The sequence below is a fragment of the Nostoc sp. genome (genome assembly GCF_036917435.1).
GTDB lineage: Bacteria > Cyanobacteriota > Cyanobacteriia > Cyanobacteriales > Nostocaceae > Nostoc.
Window position 1 is genome coordinate 30,081 of record NZ_JBALDM010000053.1, and the last position, 21,740, is coordinate 51,820.

Sequence of the window (21,740 nt, forward strand, 5' to 3'; positions counted from 1 at the left end):
GTGAGTTAGATGCTTTGAATTTTACAACTTTTGTCCGGCGTAAATGGATCGGACTTCGCCGTTACGCCGGATGACTGCTTCGCCATTACTAACTTCTACCAGCGTCCAACCACTTGAGCCAATGCTTTCACCCATATTGATACGGCGAGTCACGCCATCAATTTTAAACAAAGCGGCAGATTTGTTACCTAATTCTAGCAATCCTTCTAAGGTATTACTCGGAGCAACTGCGATCGCAGCTGCTGGATATACTTGTTCTTGGGTAATAGTTGGTTCTGACTCTGGCGCAAGTGCAGCCCGTAATGGAACCACTGGCAATGCAGGCAGAGGCTTAGGTGTTTGGCGCACGGTAATCGGTGCAGTTCGTCCAGCGACAGGTTTGAGTTCTGCTTGGACAGCCGCAGCCAACATGCTGACGCTTACAGGCTTGGCAGCTTGTTGCACTTTATTCAGAGCGCTTTTCACAATATTAGGTTGATATCCCTGCAACGCACTGGCAACTTGCGGCATTAGCATAGGACTACCAGGAATTGACGGCAGCGCATTATGCATTGGCGACGGCGCTTGATAAACGGGAACATAGATTCGCTCAACAACGCTTCCAGAACGGTTAGGGGCTGCTGGTGTATTGTTAGCGAGAAGTGGAAGTGATGGTAAGTTACTAGTTGTTTGCCCGTTACCAAGGGCTATTTGATTAGTACTTGTCTGACTGGAGAATCTTGAACTGAAAGATTTTTGATTGCTTTTTAATTCTTGTTTGTCTATAACTGCTAGCGAACCCAGCATATAGTCAACCAAATCTGCCTCAATTTCTGTCTTTACAGGCAACTGTGATTGTGATTGCGGTGCTAGAAAAGCTTGCTGGGTCAAGTTGGGATTTAAAAGATATACGACTCCAGACTGCACCAAGTAGATGATACCAGCGATCGCCACACCTAAAGTTGTTCCCACAATCAGCAATCTGCCCAAAGCCCGACTACTTTTATGACGCTTTCTACTAACTGGTTTAATGGTGCCATTATTAAAGACAACGGTACTCAAGTGCTTGTGGTTATCTTGAGTAACTGACTGTCCGTTTGATAATATAGTCTGCGGTATCGTAACTGTATACAACACGTTTTCTGAAGCTTGGGAAGAAACTCCAGCAAAAGACTGGCTCGATTTGTTCTGCCTACCCTGCCTAATGGTTTGAGAAGGCAGATTACCACTAACATCCAGAATGTAGTCGATATCGGCAAAGAGTTCATCCATTAGACCATCAGCATAGTTATCTATCGACCAAGGCTCGTTGGCGATTAAGTCTTCTGATGGTTCCGGTACTATGAGACGGGTGCTGACTTCTTGTAACATAGACGTTCTGGGTTATTGCTAGGACGAGGAAACGCCGCGCCTACTGCCTCTTAATTAGGATTACAGATGAGATATCCAATCCGCCGTCTTCTTGAGACGAGTTGGTTGAGCGTTGGTATTAAAGTCAACTTTAATCTGGGGATTGTTGATGATAGCAGTACTAATATTTATGTCATCTATCATACCAATCTCCCTGCTTACTACTATACTCAGTCTTTATCAAGTTTGTGTTAAGCTAACGCTGAAAACTCTTGCTGGCTCTTGGCTCTACGCAATTCTAAATATAATAATAAAGCGTTAACATCGGCTGGGTTTACACCACCAATACGTGCAGCTTGACCAAGAGTGAGTGGTTTTACGTAATTCAGCTTTTCCCGCGCCTCCTTGGAAAGAGTCTCAATTTTTGCATAATCCAAATCCGCAGGTAACTGGCGGTGCGCTTGGCGGGCAATTTGGTCAATCTGATTTTGTTGCCTAGCGAGATAGCCAGAATATTTGATGTCAATTTCTGCGCCTTCTTTCTCGGCGCGGTTGAGGTTGGGGTTTCCTAGTCCGAACCTGTCGAGGTCAACGTAATGAAATCCCGGACGGCGCAGTAAGTCGTTGAGGGTAATCGAACCTTTAATTAATTGTTGGGTATCAGATGCGATCGCTATTCCTATTTCATCATGTTCTTTGACTCGTGTAGCTTGCAATCTTTGCTTTTCTGTGGTAATATTCGCTTGTTTTTGGGTAAATAGATCCCATCTGCGATCGTCAATTAAACCAATTTCTCGTCCCAAGGCTGTCAAACGTTGGTCGGCATTATCAGAACGCAGTAATAAGCGGTACTCAGACCGACTAGTGAGCATCCGGTAAGGTTCCCGTAAATCCTTTGTACACAGGTCATCAAGTAGCGTGCCAACGTAACTTTGCTCGCGGGCAAACACAATCATTTCTTGAGAACTAACAAATCGAGCCGCGTTAATTCCTGCCACAAGCCCTTGGGCTGCCGCTTCTTCATAACCTGTAGTACCGTTAATTTGCCCAGCACAAAATAGTCCCGCAACTTTCTTGGTCATCAATGTGGGGTAACACTGAGTTGCAGGTAAATAATCATATTCCACAGCATAAGCTGGACGCAGCATCACACATTTTTCTAAACCGGGGAGAGTCCGCAACATAAACAGTTGCAAATTTTCTGGCAACCCTGTAGAAAAACCTTGGATATAAAGTTCGGGTATATCTCGCCCTTCTGGTTCAATAAAAATTTGGTGGCTTTCCTTATCGGCAAAGCGCACAATTTTATCTTCAATACTGGGACAATAACGCGGCCCTTTCGCTTCCACCCAACCGCCATAAACTGGCGACAGGTGCAAATTATCTTGAATTAGACGATGAGTTTCGGCGGTAGTGCGGGTGATGTAGCAAGGCATTTGTTCTCGTTCTACCCATGCATCCGGGTCAAAACTGAACCAGCGCACATCTTCATCCCCTGGCTGGATTAGCATTTTACTATAATCTAGCGATCGCTTATCTACCCTCGCTGGAGTTCCAGTTTTAAGCCTTCCCGTTTCAAATCCCAGGCGATTTAAGGTTTGTGTCAATCCTTCCGCCGCAAATTCTCCAGCGCGTCCTGCTGGCATTGATTTGTTGCCAACCCAAATTTTGCCCCCTAAGAAAGTGCCAGTTGTCAAAATGACAGCTTTACATTGGAACCCTACACCAAAATAAGTTTCAACGCCGATGACTTCATCATTAGCACCCAGCACCAAATCTATTACCATACTTTCGCGGATTGTCAAGTTTTCTTGATTCTCGACAATATTCTTCATCACTGCTGCATATTCGCGCTTATCCGTTTGGGCGCGTAATGCCCAAACAGCAGGCCCCCGTGAAGAGTTGAGGATACGTTTTTGCAAATAAGTGCGGTCTGCTACCTTACCAATTTCTCCGCCGAGTGCGTCTACCTCATGAGTCAATTGAGATTTGGCCGGGCCACCCACTGCTGGATTACAGGGTTGCCAAGCGATTTTATCCAAGTTGAGCGTCAATAACAGGGTTCGACAACCGAGGCGTGCAGAGGCCAAAGCCGCTTCGCAACCGGAGTGACCTGCACCGACGACAATGACATCAAAAGCGTCTTGAAATTCAACTGAATTGTGCATGGTCATACTTACAGGATCGGCAAGCTTAGAGTTCTTTTCAATTTTAACTGTTCCAGTGATTTCATGGATGTAACTTTCTAATAAAAAAGTTATCAAATTTACTAGTACTCAAATATAAACAATGCTCTATTTTTTTACTTGAGTATTAAATTAAAATATAATTCTTTTAACATTTGTGACAAGTTTCCGGGTTGTGGATCGCAGCTATTGTTCAGATTGTTAGTCATTAAAACTTTTTTTAATGACATATATTAGATATTTTCGGAACCGATATATAAAAATACAGCTATCATAATTTATGAAAAACATCTAACCACGAAGCCGCTAACATCATTAAGTAAATAAAAAGAAAATTTCATGGACACTATTAGGACTATCCTTATTAAAAAAAAATAAATCAATTATCATTATTATTCATCAACAGCACAGATATCAATAAAGGCATTACTTAAATTTTTTAATCAACTAAAGAATTATTTAAAAATGAAACTCACCATCAAGAAGCAAAGAGACATTACTAGATTTATTAGAAAAGCAAGCTTCATTATTATAGTTATCGGGATGATTTTTGTCTTAGTAGCTAGTAATGAGATTACCCACCACCAATTTGCTAGAACTGCTCAACCATTAAATGTATGCTCTACAACTGGTTCATCACCTTGCATAGATACCTCTAAAGAGATAACATCAAAACCATTTATTCCCAACCCAAAATTAAATGAAAAACAGCGTTTTTTATCTGCGGTTAGCCAGAAATTAGCCACAATTCCCCAAGCTGGGACTTATGAATATACTTTGCTACGAACTTATGGGGCAGTTTTTGTAAATCAAGATGTTGGAATTAAACTACCGCCAAAAAATATCCTTATTAATGAACAGGAGACTCAAGAATTTCAATCTACTTTAACGATGCTTCATGTTGATGGCACTAATGATTGTTATTTACAAAAATCGGCGGCTGATGCTCTAAATAAAGCGCGAGTTAAACAACATATACCGCTAAAATCTGGTTATGGTTCTGGTGATTGTACTCGCACTTTTAACACAAATTTAAGATTTTGGCAAAAATATGCTAACAATCAAACTTTGGCAAAAGTTCAACAGGGTAAAGAAACAAAAATTCTCGGTTTAGTTGCACCTCCAGGAACTTCACAACACCTATGGGGATTAGCAATTGATTTACGTGTAGGTAGTAAAGAACAAAGAAAAGCTCTGAATCAAAATGGTTGGTTTCAAACTGTAGAAAATGATGTTCCACATTGGACTTATGTGGGTTTAACTGAAGATAATTTACCTCTATTTGGTTTTACGAAACAAGTTGTTCAGGGCATTACTTATTGGATTACGCCACTTTAATTGTTAGATACAGCGTATTGTAGGTAAATGAAGTACACGGGTAGGGCACAACATGTTGTGCCCCTACGATGATCTGTACCTCACCAAGTTGCAATCTGCTGTATCATAGAGATTTTCGAGTGAGGTACAGTTTTGATGACAATGAATCTTATAATCGCGTTTTATATAAATTCCAAGTATTTTGGATTTCTAAAGCCATTTCTTCTCTTAATACCCAAGGTAATAAAACTTCTACTTTTGACCCTAACGCCCGTAACCATCTGACAACATAGTAGTCTGTTACTCGGTAATCTACTTTGTAGTAAGCATCAGTGCTAGGACGAGATTGGAGAATATCTACAATAGCCTTTCTAGGTTCAAGGTTAAGTGTATATTGTTGAGTTAATTTGACTGTTTGATCGTAGCTAATTTGAGTAAAAGTATCATGAATGCTAATTCCCTCAATATAGGCTTGATGAAAATCTTGCTCAAACCGCAATACCATTAATGCTTTTTCTTTATAAAAGTCGCATCCCCACGCTTCTTTTAACTGAGAATTGACAGTTTTAGGAGTTGGTAGCTTATTATCTTGATGTTTCTCTCTCAATAACTGAGGAACACGAGGATCTTGCCACTCTAAAATTTCTAAGTGTTTAGAAACAATCCTGTCTAAACGATATTTGTACCAGTTAATATCACCTTTTGGAGTAGTGCCATACGTACATAGATATTTAGCGCGTTCCATGAAATAAATACAAACTGGATAAACAACACACTCTTTAATTTGATTTTGATGAGCGCTATGATATGTCAGTAGTAGAGGTTGAACGTGTCCAGTATTCCAGATTTCTTGTAATTCACTTTGAATTTCATCAACTCTATCTTGAATATCACTTGATTCTGGTACGACATAATCAACATATAAAAAAATCCGATGATTATCTTCATCTACTTCTTCTGAAAACTCTTCAGCTAACAAAGGATATGTGGGATCGAGAAAACTAAATATCCCCAATGCTCCAGCTAAATATGCTTGTTTTTTAAGTGTTAATTTACTAAAAGTATCTTCTGATTTACTGAAATTGGGTAATTTGTCTACTCGACAATAATATTTGCTTCTTCCACTGAAGTTATTTAGTCGTTGCAAGCAGTTTCGATTGACTAATAAATCTAAGTCACTTTGAAGGGATTTGCGAACTTGAGCAAATAACGGTTCTTCCAAAAGCTTATCTAGCTCGGAATTTGATATTGGTATTTGCTTTTGTAGTGAATTCTGCCATTCATCTATGGGTACTTCCCATCTTAATAACCATTGTTTCGTTGTTTTGATACAAGCGCAGTTGGCATCTTGATGGTTAAGGATGTCTACTTGCTTTTCATCCTTGTGAGTCTTAGTAAAAAAAGCTTGTCGCCAATCATTATAAGTAAAACTGTTTTCTACAGTAGTGTATGCTTCGTCACTATAGAGCCAACGTAACAATGCCCATAGCCGTATAGCGCGAGTCAAATTATGACTTTGGTTGAGAGAGCCATTGGCTAGCTGTTGTAAAAGTTTAGGGTGTGGGTAGTTAGTGGCGACTGCATTCACGATCAGTTAGAGTGTCTCAAGTGTTCTTACTAAGTTAGCAGGTATTGGAAAGGGGTACTTCCGATGCTGTGCAATACTGGGTATGCCGATATAGAAAGTTATATACATCTACCACATGAGTACATCTGAGTTCGACAAATACAAAGTAGACCATCTGTTTTTACTTATTGGTGAGAATCTGTTACCGAATTATGTTGCAGCGAATCTCCTAGTCAACAAAGGTAAAAGTCTATACTTAATACACACAACAGATACAGAAAGACAGGCAAAGCGGCTGCAAGAAATTCTTTTAAACGACGAGATAAATGGTTTGAAAGCTGTAGAATTGCGATCGCTAAATGATTATGAGTCTGATGCTTATTACATCCAAAAAGAAATTAGAACAAAGTTAGAAACCATTAAAAGCGGAAAAATAGGGCTAAATTATACAGGCGGTACAAAAGCGATGTCCGCGCACGCCTACCGAACATTATTTTATGAAGAGACTAAAGATAAAACATACAGGCAGCGTGCAGATATTATTTTTAGCTATCTCGACCCCCGCAGATTAGAGATGTGCATTGATAAAGAAGATAGCGATCGCATCCGCTTAAAAATAAAACCAGATACCTTATCAATTGAACTTGTAAAAATATTCCAGCTACATGGGTTGGAGTTGAAGAAAAAACCTACACAACAAGTACAATTATCAAAATTGGCAACAGAACTTGCCAATGTCTTCAAGGAAGAGACAAAATCAAAGCAGTGGTTTGATTGGTTCTATAACGTTTTTCGAGAGCAAGCTTATCAGCAAAAATCAAACGGTAAAGGAGATTGGAAAAGTAATCCATCTTTGATGAAAGTATTAACACCTGTAGAGAAATTACCGCAAGAAATTATTGCAGCTTTTAGTCAAGAAAACTTTGTTACAAATGATGATAAACTTTCGCTACAGCAATTACAAAAAACCGGGTCTTTCAAAGATATAAAAAATTTTTGCAAGTGGATAGATGGTGTATGGCTAGAGCATTATGTGTTAGAGCAAGTTAAAAATATTGCTGAAAAACAGTTAATCAGAGATTACGGAATGGATTTTGAAATTCCTTTACAAGGAACTCAGTTTCAGTTTGACATAGCGTTTACGCGTGGGCATCAAATTTTTGCTATTTCTTGTACAACAAGTAGTGACAGAAAGTTATGCAAGAGCAAGCTTTTTGAAGCATACCTTAGAGCAAGACAAATGGGAGGAGATGAAGCTAGAGTGGCTTTGATCTGTTGCTTTAACGAACCAGATACCCTGAAGGCTGAAATTTTGGCATCGACTAATGATAAAAAAATTGCTGTATTTGGACGCGAACATCTAACAAACTTATCTGAAGAAATTGCAAATTGGATTGCCCAAAATGACCGGGAGGCAAAATGACACAATTTACTATAACTGTAGTTGATACGACAGGTAAACAGAATTATATCTTCAGCAGCAACCGTCTACGCGAAAATATTGGAGCCTCCTTTCTCTTATCTCAATCTACAAAAGAATGGGTTGAAGAAACATTAGTAAAATTAAATTTTCCAATAAAATGCCAAGATAAAGCAATAGAAACTAGTGAATTAAACGGAGAACTAATATACGCGGCTGGAGGGAATGCACTTGTATTGTTTAAATCACGCGAAATTGCTGTTAGATTTACTCAAATATTGAGTAGGCGAGTTTTAGAAGAAGCGCAAGGGGTTAACCTTTTAGTTGCTCATGCCGATTTTGATTGGGAGAGCCAAAATTTATATTCAATAGTTGAAAGTTTGAAAAAAAATGACATAGAACGACAAAAATATGAGCGAATTCCTTCTGTTCCACTATTGGGATTGGGTGTAACTGCTAGTTGTAACTCAACTCAGCTTCCTGCTGTAGATACAAGCAATGATTATGTAAATTATGGCGATGAAGAAGAAACAGATAGTTATTTGATTTCTACGGAAACCAAGCAAAAATTACAAGCAGTTCGCAAAGCTAATCAAAAGCTGCAAAACTTTTTTGCTGAAGTAGTTGACCAAAAGATTTATCAATTTCCCTATCGAACTGACCATTTAGGTCGTTCTGAGGGCGAATCTAGCTATGCTGCTATTGTTCATGCTGATGGTAATGGTATGGGAGACAGATTTAAGAAATATGGAGAGGGAAGAAAAAATCGAGATTACATTAATGCCATGCGAAAGTTTTCTACAAGTGTTGAGCAAGCTGGTATAAACGCGCTGAAAGAAGTTGCACAGGCAATTATCAAGTCAATTCAACAAGGAAAGGTTGTAGGTAAACTTGGAGAATTTAATTTAAATGCTAAATATTATCTTCCTTTTCGTCCTTTAGTTTATGGCGGTGATGATATTACCTTTGTTTGTGAAGGAAGATTAGGGATAGAATTAGCGGCTTTATTTCTTAGAGCATTTGAAAAACAGCCTGTAGCTGATGGGAAAGATTTAACAGCTTGTGCTGGTGTATGTGTTGTTAAAACCCACTATCCTTTCGCACGAGGTTATCAAATCAGTGAAGAATTATGTAAAGAAGCTAAGAAATATGTTAAAGAAAATAAAGAATTTGAACCAAATGGATTTTCTGCTATTGATTGGCATTTAGCAGCTAGTGGTTTGCTTGGTTCAATTTCCGAAATCCGCAAACGCGAATATCAAGTTGAGATTAATAATAAACCTGGGGATTTAGTGATGCGTCCTCTACGGTTGCAAAACAATAACAGGGAGTGGCGTACTTGGGAAGGTTTTACTCAAGTTATGAAAGAGTTTAAAGAAGGAAAAGACTGGAAAGAACGCCACAACAAAGTCATGGCTCTGCGAGAAGTTTTACGCAAAGGATCTATTGAGGCTACTCAAGACTTTTTACGTGTTTATAAATTGCCACAGTTACCATTATTCCCAGAGTCTAGCGGTCAAAGTGAACAATTAGCTAGAGGTGGTTGGTTAAACAGTAAATGTGGTTATTTTGATGCTATTGAAGCTATGGAGTTTTACATTGGACTAGGGGATTAGATGATTATCTATCAACTTAAAATTAAATTACTAAGTGATACGACTTTCGGCAGAGGCGATGGTGTAGCTGGTTTAATTGATCAGGAAGTTGAGCATGATTCCTATGGATTTCCTTACTTGCGCGGACGCACTCTTAAGGGTTTATTAAGGGAAGAATGTGACAATTTAATTGCAGTTTTGCAAGATGATAATCTCGCATATTGGAAAAATATTGCTTGTGATCTTTTCGGTACACCTGGCAGTAGTCTGGGAACAATAGCAGCAATGCACGTAGGGGATGCTTCCTTGCCAGATGATTTACGCGAAGCTGTTGCTTGGCAAATTAAAGATGAAACATTGACAAAGGAAGAAGTTTTAGAATCTCTAACTACTATCCGTCGCCAAACTGCGATTGATTCTCAAACTGGTACGGCAGATGAAGGAAGTTTACGTTCTTTCAGAGTAGTTATACGCCAACTTGAATTCAAAGCTGATTTGCTGTTTGAAACTCAACCTAGTGATGAAATGCTGTCAATTTTAGCAGTGGGAGTATTAGCACTTCGACGTGTAGGAAGTGGACGCAACCGAGGTAGAGGATATGTGCGATGTACGCTACATAATTTACATAATAATGTGGGACAAGAAATTACACAAGATTATGTAAGCCTGTTTAGTAAAGTTCGGGAGGCAGTTACGTGAAGATAATTACTTTTTCATTGCATACTCAACAGCCACTCCTTGCTACTTCGTTTCAAGGCGACCCAAATAGTGATGTATCTTATAGTTTTATTCCCGGTAGTATGATTCGGGGTGCAATAATTGGTCGCTACATGAAGCAGCATCAATTATCAGAGCTTGATTTGAGCAATGATGCAGTCAAACACCTATTTTTTGATGCTAAAAGCACCCGCTACCTTAATGCATATCTGTTAAGTAAAGAAAAGAGACGGACACTACCTGTACCCCGTTCTTGGTTTAAAGATAAGGATGCAGAATTAAGAGATGAATCACCTGAAATAAGGGTTTACGATTTCAGTGTGAATAGAACAGATGAAGTAGAGACTCCTAAGTTTGTGGGTGAAGGTTTTTGGACAGAAGAGGGTGGCTGTGTAAGATTCTACAAGGAAAAACGACGGATCAACATTCACAATCAACGCGATCGCAAACAAGGACGTTCTACCCCAATCAAACGCGACTCTCAAACAAAACAACTCAAGGGTGAAGGAGAAATCTTCCGCTACGAAGCAATTGATGCTGGACAAGCGTTTCAAGCTGTCATCCTCTGTGAAGAAGCAGATGCCGATTTTCTGAAAAAATTACTCCATAAATCAGAAGATTTGTGGTTAGGTGGTTCCCAAAGTGCTGGTTATGGACATACAAAAATTTCTGATGTAAATTGTCATGATACTTGGGATGAAGTAAGTATTCCAATTGAAGACCGCATTGATACAGACAGTTTTACAATTACGCTGTTAAGTGACATGATTTTACGTGATGAGTGGGGACAATATGCCGTAATTCCTCCATCAGCACAACATAAAGTACCAGTACCATTAATAGAAGAACTAAAAAAGTTTTTAGGTGTAGAACCACAACCAAAAATAAGTTTTACTACTAATACTTTAGTCGGTGGATTTAATCGTAAATGGGGTCTTCCTTTACCTCAAGTTCCAGCACTAGAAGCAGGAAGTGTATTTGTTTTTGAGAATATTTCCTTAAATTTAGAGCAGATTCAACAACTGGAAACTCAAGGTATTGGAGAACGAAGAGTAGAAGGTTTTGGCAGAGTTGTGGTGAATTGGTTAGAAAAAGTAGATTTTCCTGCAAAGCAACCTGACACAACTATAAATACCATTCAGCCGACATTAAGACATGAAGCATCATGTAGTCTAGCAGCAGAAATGGCTGAAAGACTTCTGCATCAAAAACTAGAACAAGCTTTGCAAAAGCAGATGGGATATCCTGGAATACAAGGCGAAATCACTAATAGTCAACTATCGCGCTTGCTATTAGTAGCGAGACAGGCATTAACAACAGGTGATTGTGATTTAGTACTGTCACTTTTAGATAATTTACCAGCTAATGCTAGAGGTCAATTTGAAAGAGCAAAAATAGGTGTAGGCAAAGATTCTCTGAAGCAAAAGCTTAATGAATGGCTGCGCGATCCTATGTCTTGGTCTTGGATTAGCAATCCACAGGATTTAACAGTCAAGGTTGCTGAAAAAAAGCGAAGTATTACAGATGAATTTGCCATACAAAATAGGCTCGCTGAAAAATACACTCTCCGTCTAATTATGGCGGTTACTAAAAAGGCAATGAAGGAGAAAATATAATGAGTAGCGATCGCCTCATAAATCGCAATCAGCGCCATATTATCGAACGCATTATAGTAAAAGGCACTTTAGTTTTAGATACTCCAACTTGTTTGGGAAGTGGTGATGCTGATGGTGCTACTGATTTAGTTTTGTTGCGAGATAGTAAAGAAGATAAAGCTTTATTGATGGGTTCATCTATTGCCGGAGCGTTACGGAACTATTTACGAGAGTATAAAAATGGTTATGGTGCTACAGAAGAATCTTTATTATTTGGCGGTTTGCGTAGTGATGAAGAGGGTGAGCAAAGTCCTTTAATAGTAAATGATGCACTCAGTAGAGAAAATATCAAAGCAGAACTACGAGATGGTGTCAAAATTAATAGCGTTACTAGAACAGCCGAACCTGGGGCAAAATATGACCTAGAGTTTTTAGAAGCAGGAATAAAGTTTGACCTTTATTTTGAATTGTTGATTGATGCAGAAAATAATAAGGAGCAATTAGTTAGAGAATTAGCGATCGCACTTCAAGGTTTAGAAAATGGCGAAATTAGTCTTGGGATGAAAAAGCATCGTGGCTTTGGTCGCTGTAAGGTTAACAATTGGCAAGTACAGCAATTTGATTTGCAGAAATATGATGAGCGTATAGCATGGTTAACCTTTGAGCATTGGTCTACAGGTTTATTAGCTAATGATCAACCCTATGACTCAATAGAAAATGCTCTCGGTGTATCTGTGCATGGAGGAGATAAACGCGATCGCCTAACCATCCAAGCCACATTCACCCTCGTTAGTCCACTATTAATTCGTTCTGGTCAAGCTTCTGCTGATAAATCACCTGATGTAGTACACCTCAAATCTAGACGCGATGGCGAACTCAAACCCGTTATATCTGGTACGTCTTTAGCAGGAGTGTTACGCCATCGAGCAGAGCGGATTATCAATACAATTAACAAAAATCTTCTCATTGTTGAAGATATTTTTGGGTCATATTTAGGTAAAGACAAAAATCAACAAGCAAAAGCTAGTCGCCTAATTGTTAATGAAAGCGTTCTCAAAGAAACTACAGATTTGGTGCAAAATCGTATAGCAATTGACCGTTTTACCGGTGGCGCTTTACATGGTGCGTTATTTAACGAACAGCCTGTATTTGCTAGCGATAAAACAGAGTTTGATTTAGAAATTGAGTTGCGTAACCCAAAAGATAATGAAATTGGCTTACTTCTGTTGTTACTAAAAGATTTGTGGACAGGTGACTTACCAGTAGGAGGAACAAGCAGTATTGGTAGAGGCAGATTACAAGGAAAACACGCAACTATTACTTTACGAAGAGAACAGGAAGATAAAATCAGCACTATTTTACAGTCCGCACCAAATGAATCTTTAGTTTTAAATAATACTGAGTCTTTAGAAAAATTCGTTGCTGCATTATATGAAGAGGTAATTGAATGAATAAACCATTATGTCAAACTTTGGAAATACCAGATAATTTTGATTTAAAAGAATGGTTAGAATCACAAGCAAAAGAAAATCAATTAAATTATGTTTTAGCTCACGCAGAAGATGGTGTAATTTGGGGTAAATTCCAAGATGGTAATTTAATTACACCAAATGAACCTATCGAATTATTTCCTAAATGTAAATTTCCACAATGTAATTTCCCATTTTTGAGAAAAGAGACTTTACAACAATGCCGAGTTTTTGGTCAAAAATCAGAAGTCATGATCTGGAAAACAGATGGATATTTTAAAGCTCGTCTGATTAAAGATGACAATATGAAACTAGAGGAATATATTACTGAAAATCAAATTCTTTGGGGAACCAAATCAGAGTCAGAATTAGGAGAATTTACCTTGCTTGCAGATGGTCAACAAGGTTTAAAACACGCTGTTCCTCTGACTGGAATTACCTTCAAGGATAACGAACGTCCTTTGCGTTTAACTGTTCATCACTATATTGATGACGATGATTCAGGTGTAGCGCGTATTTACCTGAGCCGTCTAGTTAAAGTTTACTTTTAAGGAGGTTAAAAATGAATCCAAGACATATTGCTAAAATTAAAGACGACCGGAAAGCGATCGCACCCTATAATTTTGTAGAATTACCCGAAAAAGTTGTTGAAGTATCACCAGAATCTCTACCGAAAGAAAACCGTTATTATTTACAAAGTGAAAAACGCTACACTGGTAGAATTGAATGTAGTTTAACCACTGAATCACCACTTTATATTCGCTGTGGATTAACAAGAGAAGAATTTGAATGTGGTGCAGAAACAAAAGATTTGCCAGATTTTTTTTACACTAATCATTTAGAAAAATCTACAAAACCTGTTATTCCTGGTAGTAGTTTGCGGGGAATGATACGGAATTTAGTTGAGATTGTTAGCTTTAGTAAAATTGAACAAGTATCGGATAATAAACGTTTATTTTTCCGTGCAGTAGCAGCAAATCCTAAACAAGATTCTTTAGGAGAAGCATACAAACAATATGTTTTACCGAAAAATATTGAGGCTGGATATCTAAAACAAGACAGTGAAGGATGGTATATTAAACCAGCAAAAGTCATTAGAGATAAAACATTTGCTTGGGTTAGAGAAAACGACATTAACTTTAACCATTTAAAAAGGTTTAACGATGATGAATATCATCCTCAATATGTTTCTGTAAGCTATGAAATGGTAGATGTAGAAATAAATGATAGAGCTAAACGTTTATTCGCTTGGAATATTGATTTACCAAATATTTATCAAAACAAAGGAATTTTAGTTACAAGTGGAAATATGAAGCAAGGTAATGAGTCTTCACCACGCCGGAATCATTGTATTGTCTTTGAAGAAAATTCTACTGCTTTTAGATTAAGATTAGATAATAAAGTTATCGATCATTATTGTAATGCGCTCACAGATTTTCAGAAAAAACCACCTTTTGATAAAAGATGGGGAATGTTAAATGAAAATTGCTCAGTTGTATTCTATTACCCCCCTCAAAACGGAAATAAAGTAGGCTTTTTTGGTCAAAGTCCTAACTTCCGTATTCCTTACTCTCTTGAAGGTGATGGACAGGCTACTACTGTTGTTGATTTTATTCCAACAGCTTTAAGAAATTCTTTACAGCTTGATTTAGCTGATGCAATTTTCGGTTGGGTTAAAAAAGATGAAAAAGATGAAGATAAAAATTTACCTAAAGATATGCGTCAACGGGGTAGTCGAGTATTTATAACTGATGCTCAATATAAATCTAATGAAAGAGGTATCTGGTATAAAGGTAATTTTAATGATACAGTCATTCCTCAAATTCTTAGTGAACCAAAACCAACTACTTTTCAGCACTATTTAGTTCAACCAGAAAAAGATAATCCTCAAGCTGATAAGTCAAAAATTAAACACTATGCTAATCAACCAGAATCAGAAACAGTTATTCGTGGACATAAACTTTACTGGCATAAAGGAAGAAACCCAAATATTCAAAATCCCAATCGGGATATTCAGGATAGTCAAACTACTCAAATTAAACCAATTAATCAAGGTGTTAATTTTGAATTTAAAATTTACTTTGAAAACTTAAGTGATATTGAATTAGGAGCATTATTGTGGATACTAGACATTGCACAAATACAAGATAAGCAATATCGTCTTAAACTTGGTATGGGTAAACCTTTAGGTATGGGTGCTATTAAAATTGAGCCGCAGTTATATTTGAGCGATCGCACCTCTCGATACAGCAAGCTATTTGAAAAGAATAGATGGGCAATTGAGGAAACTCAGGTTGTGAACGAATATTATAATACGGCTTTTGTAGAGCCATTTCAAAAACATATTCTTGATAATATTAGTATAGAAGACTATCCACAGGGAAAGAATCGAGGTGAAATAGATAGCATTTCACATTTACCTCGGATCGAAATGCTATTAGCTATGTTGACTTGGGATAAACCTCTTAACATTGATAAAGAAACTCGATACATGGAAATTGAGCGAGATGTTAATAAGTTCAATATTGGTAAACCTAAACCTAAAGATAAGACTGTAAATGAATATCAAGAACGTCCTATACTACCAACTCCACTTCAAGGAATGGGATGGGTTGATAACCGTAGAATGAATAATCCTCCTCCTTTACCATTAAATTCTGCTAATCTTATTAACACTACAAAACCTAAACTTAAAGGCAGTGATAGACCTAAGCCAATAAAAAAGGATAAGCAAAATCAACAACTGCAAAAACCAAAGGATGACTCTGAAGGAGGTAATTTTAATGTTTTCGCTAGACCAAAAAAACCAAAATTCTAATAGAGATAGTCAAGCAATAAAATTGCGATCACTATATACCTGTAACTTAACCGATTCTAATTTAGAATATAATTGCGTCTCATTGAGCGGAGGTAACACTATGACTATTGAACAAACAGTTTTAGAAAACTTCCGAGAATTACCCACAGATAAACAACAAGAAGTTTTAGATTTTATTCAATTTCTCAAATATAAATTATCAGGTCAAAAAACAATTTCTATATCTGATAATCAAAAAGTTAATGATTTTTGGTCTGCTTTACAAGAATTTAGACAAAGAGTGGACTTAGAAAGTATTGATGATGATATTTTTGAAAATCTACGGGATAAGTCACCAGGGAGAGAAAACCAATTTTTTAAAAAAATAGTATGTTTAAGGACGGAATTTTTTAAACTTGCGGAATTTGATGATTTATGAATACTTTCAAACCCTAAACATTTTCCCCGCGCAACTTTCAACGAGAAGCGATCGCTAAACTCCTCAACCACCAAGACATCCTTCTGGGCATACCTACAGGCTCAGGAAAAACAGAAACAGCGATCGCACCCTTCTCTTCACTAAAACTCTCAACATCGACAAGTGGACAAGGGTAAAAACAACTCATACCCCTTGTCCACACGATTTGAAGAAGACTGTTTTAAAAGGTAGTCGTTTATAGAAAGATTAAGGTAACACTCAGTTCCTTTTCGTCGCCTCAATAAATTACTTCACTTCACTGGGTTCAAATTTTGTCACCTTACCTTTCTTAATCGCTACAATCACATCGTAGTGAGAACAGTAAGCAAATGTAACATCATTGGCTTTGTTATAAAGGTTAACTACGTGACCTGCACCACCTACCTGGATACCGATTGGCTCCAAGTCACCAAAAAAGAAACGACGTAGTTGATCGCCACTACCAATTTGCCCCTTACTCTTAGTAAGCAAATCTATTTTTTGGGCTACAGACATCTCTTCGGCTGCTGATGCCTGCACTAAGGAAGGATTGATCGCTTTTAATGGTACGTCCCAAACTGTGAAAAAACCAACCAAAGCAAAAGTTGTAAGTAAGGGTGCGAGTTTCATTTGTGACTTCTCTTTTTTGTTTTATCCTGAACATCTAAAGCATCTCAGGTAGGAGTGAGAGCTTATTGAAACTAAGCCACTATTTTCATGAATTTATTCTTTAAGAAAACTTAGTTGATTCTCAGCACTTTCTCAGGCAATGATGGTGGCTCAAAGTCACAGCATAATTTAAGTATTTTCTCAACAAAACCTCATTCAATTCAGAATGATGGCAACTTATAATGAGCAATGCTTTCATTGCAGTGGTGTTATTGTGACTAGACCCAAAAGACCACATCGCTTAATCCATAGAGTTTCAGGACAAACATATCTCTGGCTAGCAATGCTAATTTTTGCTGCATCTGGCGCAGTTACCCGGAAGCTAACAGAAATTGGTGCTGAACATTTTATCGGGGAACGCAATCCGATTTCTTTGTGTAATGTTTTATTTGTGGGAAACCTTTGCGCCTTGATACTTCTGATCCTCATCTATGGAAAACAGTGGAACAAAGCTACTTTGAAGCAACTCTCAAGGAAGGATTGGGTTAGTCTCACAGCAGTCGCTATTTTATCGGGAGCATTGGCTCCTGGCTTAGTTTTCCAGGCACTTGCACTCACAGGGGTAAATAATGTCATCTTGGTAGGACGTTTGGAACCGCCTCTAACTCTGGCTTTATCAGTCTGGTTATTGAAGGAACGAGTAAATATTTGGGAATTTATCGGCGCGATCGCAGCATTTATCGGTGTTATCCTAACTATCATCCTTCAGCCTCCGACAGAAACCATGATGAATATGGGAGGTTTCGGTTTAGGCATCGGGGAAATTTTAGCAGCAGTAGGATCTGTAGCTGTAACTGCTTCTACGATTATTGGTAAAAAATACCTTTCGCAGATCCCTTTGGGAATCTATAGCATTTTTCGGACTGCACTAGGAACCGTAATCTTTTTCTTCATTGCTTTACTCCTCTATGGCAAGGATCATTTTGCTGATGTCCTCTCACCATTCTTGTGGCAATGGATGTTTCTCTATGGAGGGTTGATTGTGGTAGTGGGCCAGTCTTTTTGGATTAAAGGGTTGAAAACGTCTACGATATCTATGGTTTCCTTAGTTAGCTCATTTAGCCCAATTGCGGGCATTTTTGCAGCCTACTTAATTTTGGGTGAAGCCCCTACCCTACCTCAATATATTGGCGGTAGCTTAATTTTAGTAGGCTTATTCTTGAGCCAGCTTGGAATTTGGCGTAAGGCTTCTAATGGAGTTGGGTCTGGTAAGGTGAGTTCTACTCCAGCACAGCAACAGGTAGAAACGGGCATGGGATTCAAGGGGATTTAAAGAAGGCGGAGGAATTTTAGATTTGGATGGACAGAAGGGAAGAAAGCTTATACTTTAAGCCTTTACGTTATTTTTAACTGTACGTTATTACTGCCCTGCTCCCCTAGTATGTCAAAATAAAAATACCCGATACCTCAAGGTGAGCGATCGCTCCAAAAGCTAGATTAAAGGATTGACCTGAGCAATGGCAGACCCAACCAATCACAATCAAGCGGGAGAAGTAGCTCCCAGCACTGTTAACAAGCAAGCTCCCACTGTGGCTAAAGAAAACGCTCCTAGTACAGATTCCACCGAAGCCACAGATTCCAAAGCTGCTAAACCACCCAAGCAAGAAAAACCCGCCACCGCCGCAACAGAAGAAAAACCAGCCGCAGCTAAAGCCGCCAAAAAGGAAAAAGCCCCATCTGTTGAAGATAAGCCATTTGTAGAGTTCATCGAGCAAGACTACTTGCCAGCTTTACAAAAAGCGATCGCTCAACAAGGCGTGCAAGATTTACAGGTGTCTTTTGCCAAGCAGAAATTGCCAATTACTGGCTTTGAATCTGCTGAGGAATGCTGGCAAATTATCGGCAGTTGGAAAGAAACAGGTCTGCGTCAGTTCAACCTGTATTTCCCCGACGAAGATATTCAAGGTAAAAAGGGATTTTCTTGTAATGAAGGCAAAAAACCTAGCACTCTTGAGTCATTCTTAATCGATGAACGCAAAATCACACTCGATTTGTTAGTATTTGGCTTAGTTCAACGCTTAGATGGTCAAAAGTGGCTAGGTATCAATTAGTCGTTGAGCATTAGTTTTTGACAAAGGACTAATGACCAAAGACATTTTAGAGTGTGTGGAAATGATAAGTAATATCATGTCCGCTAGACATCTCCAAAAATGATTGTAGAGACGTTGCAGTGCTGCGTCTTTACAAGAATTCTGGATAAGACATATTTAATTTCTGGAGATGTCTAATCTAAAAAACACTCGATTACTCACTAACACTGCAAAGAGAGCAAATCTAAATCCTCAAGTCCTGTCCCCTTGTGGGCAGGATAAATCCAAAATCTAAAATCCATTAACTGCTTTTAACTCAATCAATTATTTGAAAAATTAGCTGCGACAGCTTCTGATTCTATAGTATTACTTTGATTTTCTATATCATAAGTAACTACTGCTTTGAATCGATCGTGTCCTGTATATCCGCTTTTGTTAGTCAATTTCACAAGAATCTCCGAATTTTCTAAAGGTTTTAACTCAATTTCTTTGTACTGAGACTGAAAATTTTGTAATTTGCCATCTAAGAAATTGCGGATTTCAACTTTAGAAATTTTTACAGTGACACTCTTAGTTTGAGGATTCTCTAAGAGGATAAAGACAGAAGCAAGACCAATATTGCGTTGTGGATCGTGAGCAATACCCAAAGGTGGTAAATTTTCTTGTCTAGCAATCAGAGTTACTTTTTTAATCAAATTATTGTTATTTTTCATAGTTTTTCTATAAGATACAGAATGAGTTTGACTTTGAGCATGGGTAGAAGCAATAACACAAATATTAGTTGACCCCGGTATAACCAGTAAAGCAATACAAGTCATTAAAGATGCTTTAATCATACTAAAAAATGGTGGATGTTAAAATTCGGTAAAGATTAATTGCTTCATCTTTACCGAAAATTAGAAGAAATATCATTCCTTAATCAGAGTTAAGCATTTGACCAGGCAAAATATGTTTTTAGATTGAGCAATTGTTCCCATGTTAAGCTCGCGTCTTGAGATCCCCAAGGATTTCTGAGTTTAAATGTTCCATTTGTTGCATTGTAACTACTAACGGTATAGGCATGATTATTAACTACGCCGTAATTTGCACCATTAACAAACCCAGCAGTTAATACTTTGTTGGAATTTACTAAATCAATTAGCTGAGTTTTGCTCATACTACTAACTTGTTGCATAGTTGCATTCAAGCCAGTTACTTGACTGGTTACATAATCCATCCAGCCTCCCTCAATAGAACTGTAAGCATTGGTGGTATTATCAGGACGACTCCAACCTGACTCACCTAATTGAGCATAGGCTTTTTCTGCTAGTCCTACCCACAATTCATTACTAGAATTATTGTAAGAACTACCTTTACTAGCGTAAATTAGCTGTCCGTAAGCATTGGTGGGTAAATATTGATCAACTGTGACGTAGTTTGCCACAGCATTATTAAAGAAACGAACGGTGAAAGTATTATCACCATTGTCAATAAACATATTTTGGATGTAGTTAGGCTTTTCCTGAGCTATGGAAGACAAGGTAGCCATATAATAACAATCTCCCAAATCACCTTGCTTAATATCATCTGCACTGATACCATTTTGGAATAAAGAGCCACTGATTGCTTGATAATTGGCACTGTTGGATGCTGTGGGGCGATCGCTTCCTAAGAACCACTTACCAATCAATTTTTCCATTTGTGCAGTACTACTACCAGCAAAAAGGTTTCCAAGTGTTGTTTTACTTGTGCTACCTCCCGTCCAATATTGGTTCGCCGTATTCCCATTCACTACATTACCTGAGAGAACACGAACATAATCTAGCATGGTAAAGCGGCTGGCATTACTAACAATAGTCCGAAGATCAACTAATTCAGTAGCATCAATAGCACTATTATCTTCAGCATCACGGAACAGAGAAATCATATCTTTTCTACTTAAATTTCCGTCTGCTGCCAGAGAGCGAGTTAAATTAATCAATCCTCCGTCTTTCAAATTTTGACTATACCAGTCATTATTAGTTCCTTGTACTGTAATAGCACTAGCAAAAACATTATTGATTTCATTGCTTTCAGCGACGTAAGCATAACCATCTGCTTGAGAAAGAAGATAATAATTACCAGCCGCAGTACTACTAGCAATGTTAAGTGTGACTGATTTTGAACTAACACCACCACCGCCAATGTTGTCTACGTAATCATAGTTCAAAAACACATCATCATTGCTGAGAGTGGCATCTTTGGAGAGATAAAACTTGCTGTAGCTATAACCTGCACTAGCATTACCTTGGTTCTTGACTTGATAGTTAAGTTGAATGCTACTACCAACTGTTGTGTTACTTGGTGCAGAGACATTTTGAACTATTAAGTCTGGTGCAGGTGTCGTTAGAGAAATCGCACTAGCAAAAACATTATTTATTTCATTGCTTTCAGCTACGTAGCCATAACCATCGGCTTGAGAAAGTAGATAATAATTACCAGCCGCAGTACTATTAGCAATGGTAAGTGTGACTGATTCTGAACTAACACCACCACCGCCAATGTTGTCTACGTAATCATAGTTCAAAAACACATCATCATTGCTGAGAGTGGCATCTTTGGAGAGATAAAACT

At 38.1% G+C, this 21,740-nt stretch carries 19 protein-coding genes; 12 read left to right on the top strand and 7 right to left on the bottom strand.

The features are described from left to right. Positions 1–21 precede the first annotated feature (21 nt). Genes V7K98_RS26140 through mnmG form a run of 3 tightly spaced genes read right to left on the bottom strand, consistent with a single transcriptional unit; the run spans position 22 to position 3,503 of the window. Positions 22–1,350 carry a hypothetical protein gene (locus tag V7K98_RS26140; protein ID WP_335027243.1) on the bottom strand — a complete coding sequence of 443 codons (1,329 nt, stop codon included), beginning with the start codon at positions 1,348–1,350 and terminating at the stop codon, positions 22–24. Positions 1,351–1,410: 60 nt separating this feature from the next. Continuing rightward, on the bottom strand, positions 1,411–1,533 hold the full coding sequence (locus tag V7K98_RS26145) for a hypothetical protein (protein ID WP_335027245.1): 123 nt from the start codon (positions 1,531–1,533) through the stop codon (positions 1,411–1,413). A 47-nt stretch (positions 1,534–1,580) separates the two neighbouring features. Then, positions 1,581–3,503, bottom strand: coding sequence for a tRNA uridine-5-carboxymethylaminomethyl(34) synthesis enzyme MnmG (gene mnmG, locus V7K98_RS26150; protein ID WP_335027283.1), 1,923 nt, complete (start codon positions 3,501–3,503; stop codon positions 1,581–1,583). 477 nt (positions 3,504–3,980) lie between these two features. On the opposite strand from mnmG, the gene V7K98_RS26155 reads away from it, so the two are divergent. Then, entirely contained in the window at positions 3,981–4,853 is an 873-nt protein-coding gene (locus V7K98_RS26155; protein WP_335027247.1) for a D-alanyl-D-alanine carboxypeptidase family protein, read from the top strand. 148 nt (positions 4,854–5,001) lie between these two features. Here the strand turns inward: V7K98_RS26155 and V7K98_RS26160 are convergent, their stop codons facing one another. Beyond that, entirely contained in the window at positions 5,002–6,420 is a 1,419-nt protein-coding gene (locus V7K98_RS26160) for a TIGR03985 family CRISPR-associated protein (RefSeq protein WP_335027249.1), read from the bottom strand. A 115-nt stretch (positions 6,421–6,535) separates the two neighbouring features. On the opposite strand from V7K98_RS26160, the gene V7K98_RS26165 reads away from it, so the two are divergent. The 9 genes from V7K98_RS26165 to V7K98_RS28990 all read left to right on the top strand — a co-directional run bounded on the left by V7K98_RS26165 (position 6,536) and on the right by V7K98_RS28990 (position 16,607). After that, positions 6,536–7,822, top strand: a complete 1,287-nt coding sequence (locus V7K98_RS26165) for a Card1-like endonuclease domain-containing protein (protein WP_335027251.1) — start codon at positions 6,536–6,538, stop codon at positions 7,820–7,822. Next, positions 7,819–9,435, top strand: coding sequence for a Cas10/Cmr2 second palm domain-containing protein (locus V7K98_RS26170; protein WP_335027253.1), 1,617 nt, complete (start codon positions 7,819–7,821; stop codon positions 9,433–9,435). Before V7K98_RS26165 ends, V7K98_RS26170 begins: the two co-directional genes overlap by 4 nt. Then, positions 9,436–10,113 (top strand): RAMP superfamily CRISPR-associated protein, encoded by a 678-nt coding sequence (locus tag V7K98_RS26175; RefSeq protein WP_335027255.1) that lies wholly within the window; start codon positions 9,436–9,438, stop codon positions 10,111–10,113. It begins immediately after the preceding gene. Beyond that, the gene (locus V7K98_RS26180) at positions 10,110–11,747 is read left to right on the top strand and encodes an RAMP superfamily CRISPR-associated protein (protein WP_335027257.1); all 1,638 of its coding nucleotides are present in this window, start codon (positions 10,110–10,112) and stop codon (positions 11,745–11,747) included. The genes V7K98_RS26175 and V7K98_RS26180 overlap by 4 nt, the downstream gene beginning before the upstream one ends. Further along, positions 11,747–13,177: an RAMP superfamily CRISPR-associated protein gene (locus V7K98_RS26185; RefSeq protein WP_335027261.1), complete on the top strand. Its 1,431-nt coding sequence runs from the start codon at positions 11,747–11,749 to the stop codon at positions 13,175–13,177. The genes V7K98_RS26180 and V7K98_RS26185 overlap by 1 nt, the downstream gene beginning before the upstream one ends. Further along, complete coding sequence (gene csx19, locus V7K98_RS26190) at positions 13,174–13,746, top strand: type III-D CRISPR-associated protein Csx19 (protein WP_335027263.1); 573 nt, start codon at positions 13,174–13,176, stop codon at positions 13,744–13,746. Before V7K98_RS26185 ends, csx19 begins: the two co-directional genes overlap by 4 nt. Positions 13,747–13,757: 11 nt before the next feature. Next, on the top strand, positions 13,758–16,013 hold the full coding sequence (locus V7K98_RS26195) for a TIGR03986 family type III CRISPR-associated RAMP protein (protein ID WP_335027265.1): 2,256 nt from the start codon (positions 13,758–13,760) through the stop codon (positions 16,011–16,013). Positions 16,014–16,113: 100 nt separating this feature from the next. Continuing rightward, complete coding sequence (locus V7K98_RS26200) at positions 16,114–16,431, top strand: hypothetical protein (protein WP_335027267.1); 318 nt, start codon at positions 16,114–16,116, stop codon at positions 16,429–16,431. Between the two features lie 77 nt (positions 16,432–16,508). After that, positions 16,509–16,607 (top strand): hypothetical protein, encoded by a 99-nt coding sequence (locus V7K98_RS28990; protein WP_442940444.1) that lies wholly within the window; start codon positions 16,509–16,511, stop codon positions 16,605–16,607. A 109-nt stretch (positions 16,608–16,716) separates the two neighbouring features. Here V7K98_RS28990 and V7K98_RS26210 read toward each other — a convergent pair whose 3' ends face one another. Next, positions 16,717–17,079 (bottom strand): hypothetical protein, encoded by a 363-nt coding sequence (locus V7K98_RS26210; protein WP_335027271.1) that lies wholly within the window; start codon positions 17,077–17,079, stop codon positions 16,717–16,719. A gap of 205 nt (positions 17,080–17,284) precedes the next feature. Here V7K98_RS26210 and V7K98_RS26215 point away from each other — a divergent pair, with 205 nt between their 5' ends. Together V7K98_RS26215 and V7K98_RS26220 are read left to right on the top strand one after the other, a co-directional pair. Continuing rightward, positions 17,285–18,391: a DMT family transporter gene (locus V7K98_RS26215; RefSeq protein ID WP_442940442.1), complete on the top strand. Its 1,107-nt coding sequence runs from the start codon at positions 17,285–17,287 to the stop codon at positions 18,389–18,391. A 184-nt stretch (positions 18,392–18,575) separates the two neighbouring features. Continuing rightward, positions 18,576–19,169: a DUF2996 domain-containing protein gene (locus tag V7K98_RS26220; protein WP_335027275.1), complete on the top strand. Its 594-nt coding sequence runs from the start codon at positions 18,576–18,578 to the stop codon at positions 19,167–19,169. A 299-nt stretch (positions 19,170–19,468) separates the two neighbouring features. Here the strand turns inward: V7K98_RS26220 and V7K98_RS26225 are convergent, their stop codons facing one another. Further along, the gene (locus V7K98_RS26225) at positions 19,469–19,984 is read right to left on the bottom strand and encodes a hypothetical protein (protein ID WP_335027277.1); all 516 of its coding nucleotides are present in this window, start codon (positions 19,982–19,984) and stop codon (positions 19,469–19,471) included. Positions 19,985–20,073: 89 nt separating this feature from the next. Further along, a partial coding sequence (locus V7K98_RS26230; protein ID WP_335027279.1) for a C2 family cysteine protease occupies positions 20,074–21,740 on the bottom strand: 1,667 nt, incomplete at its 5' end.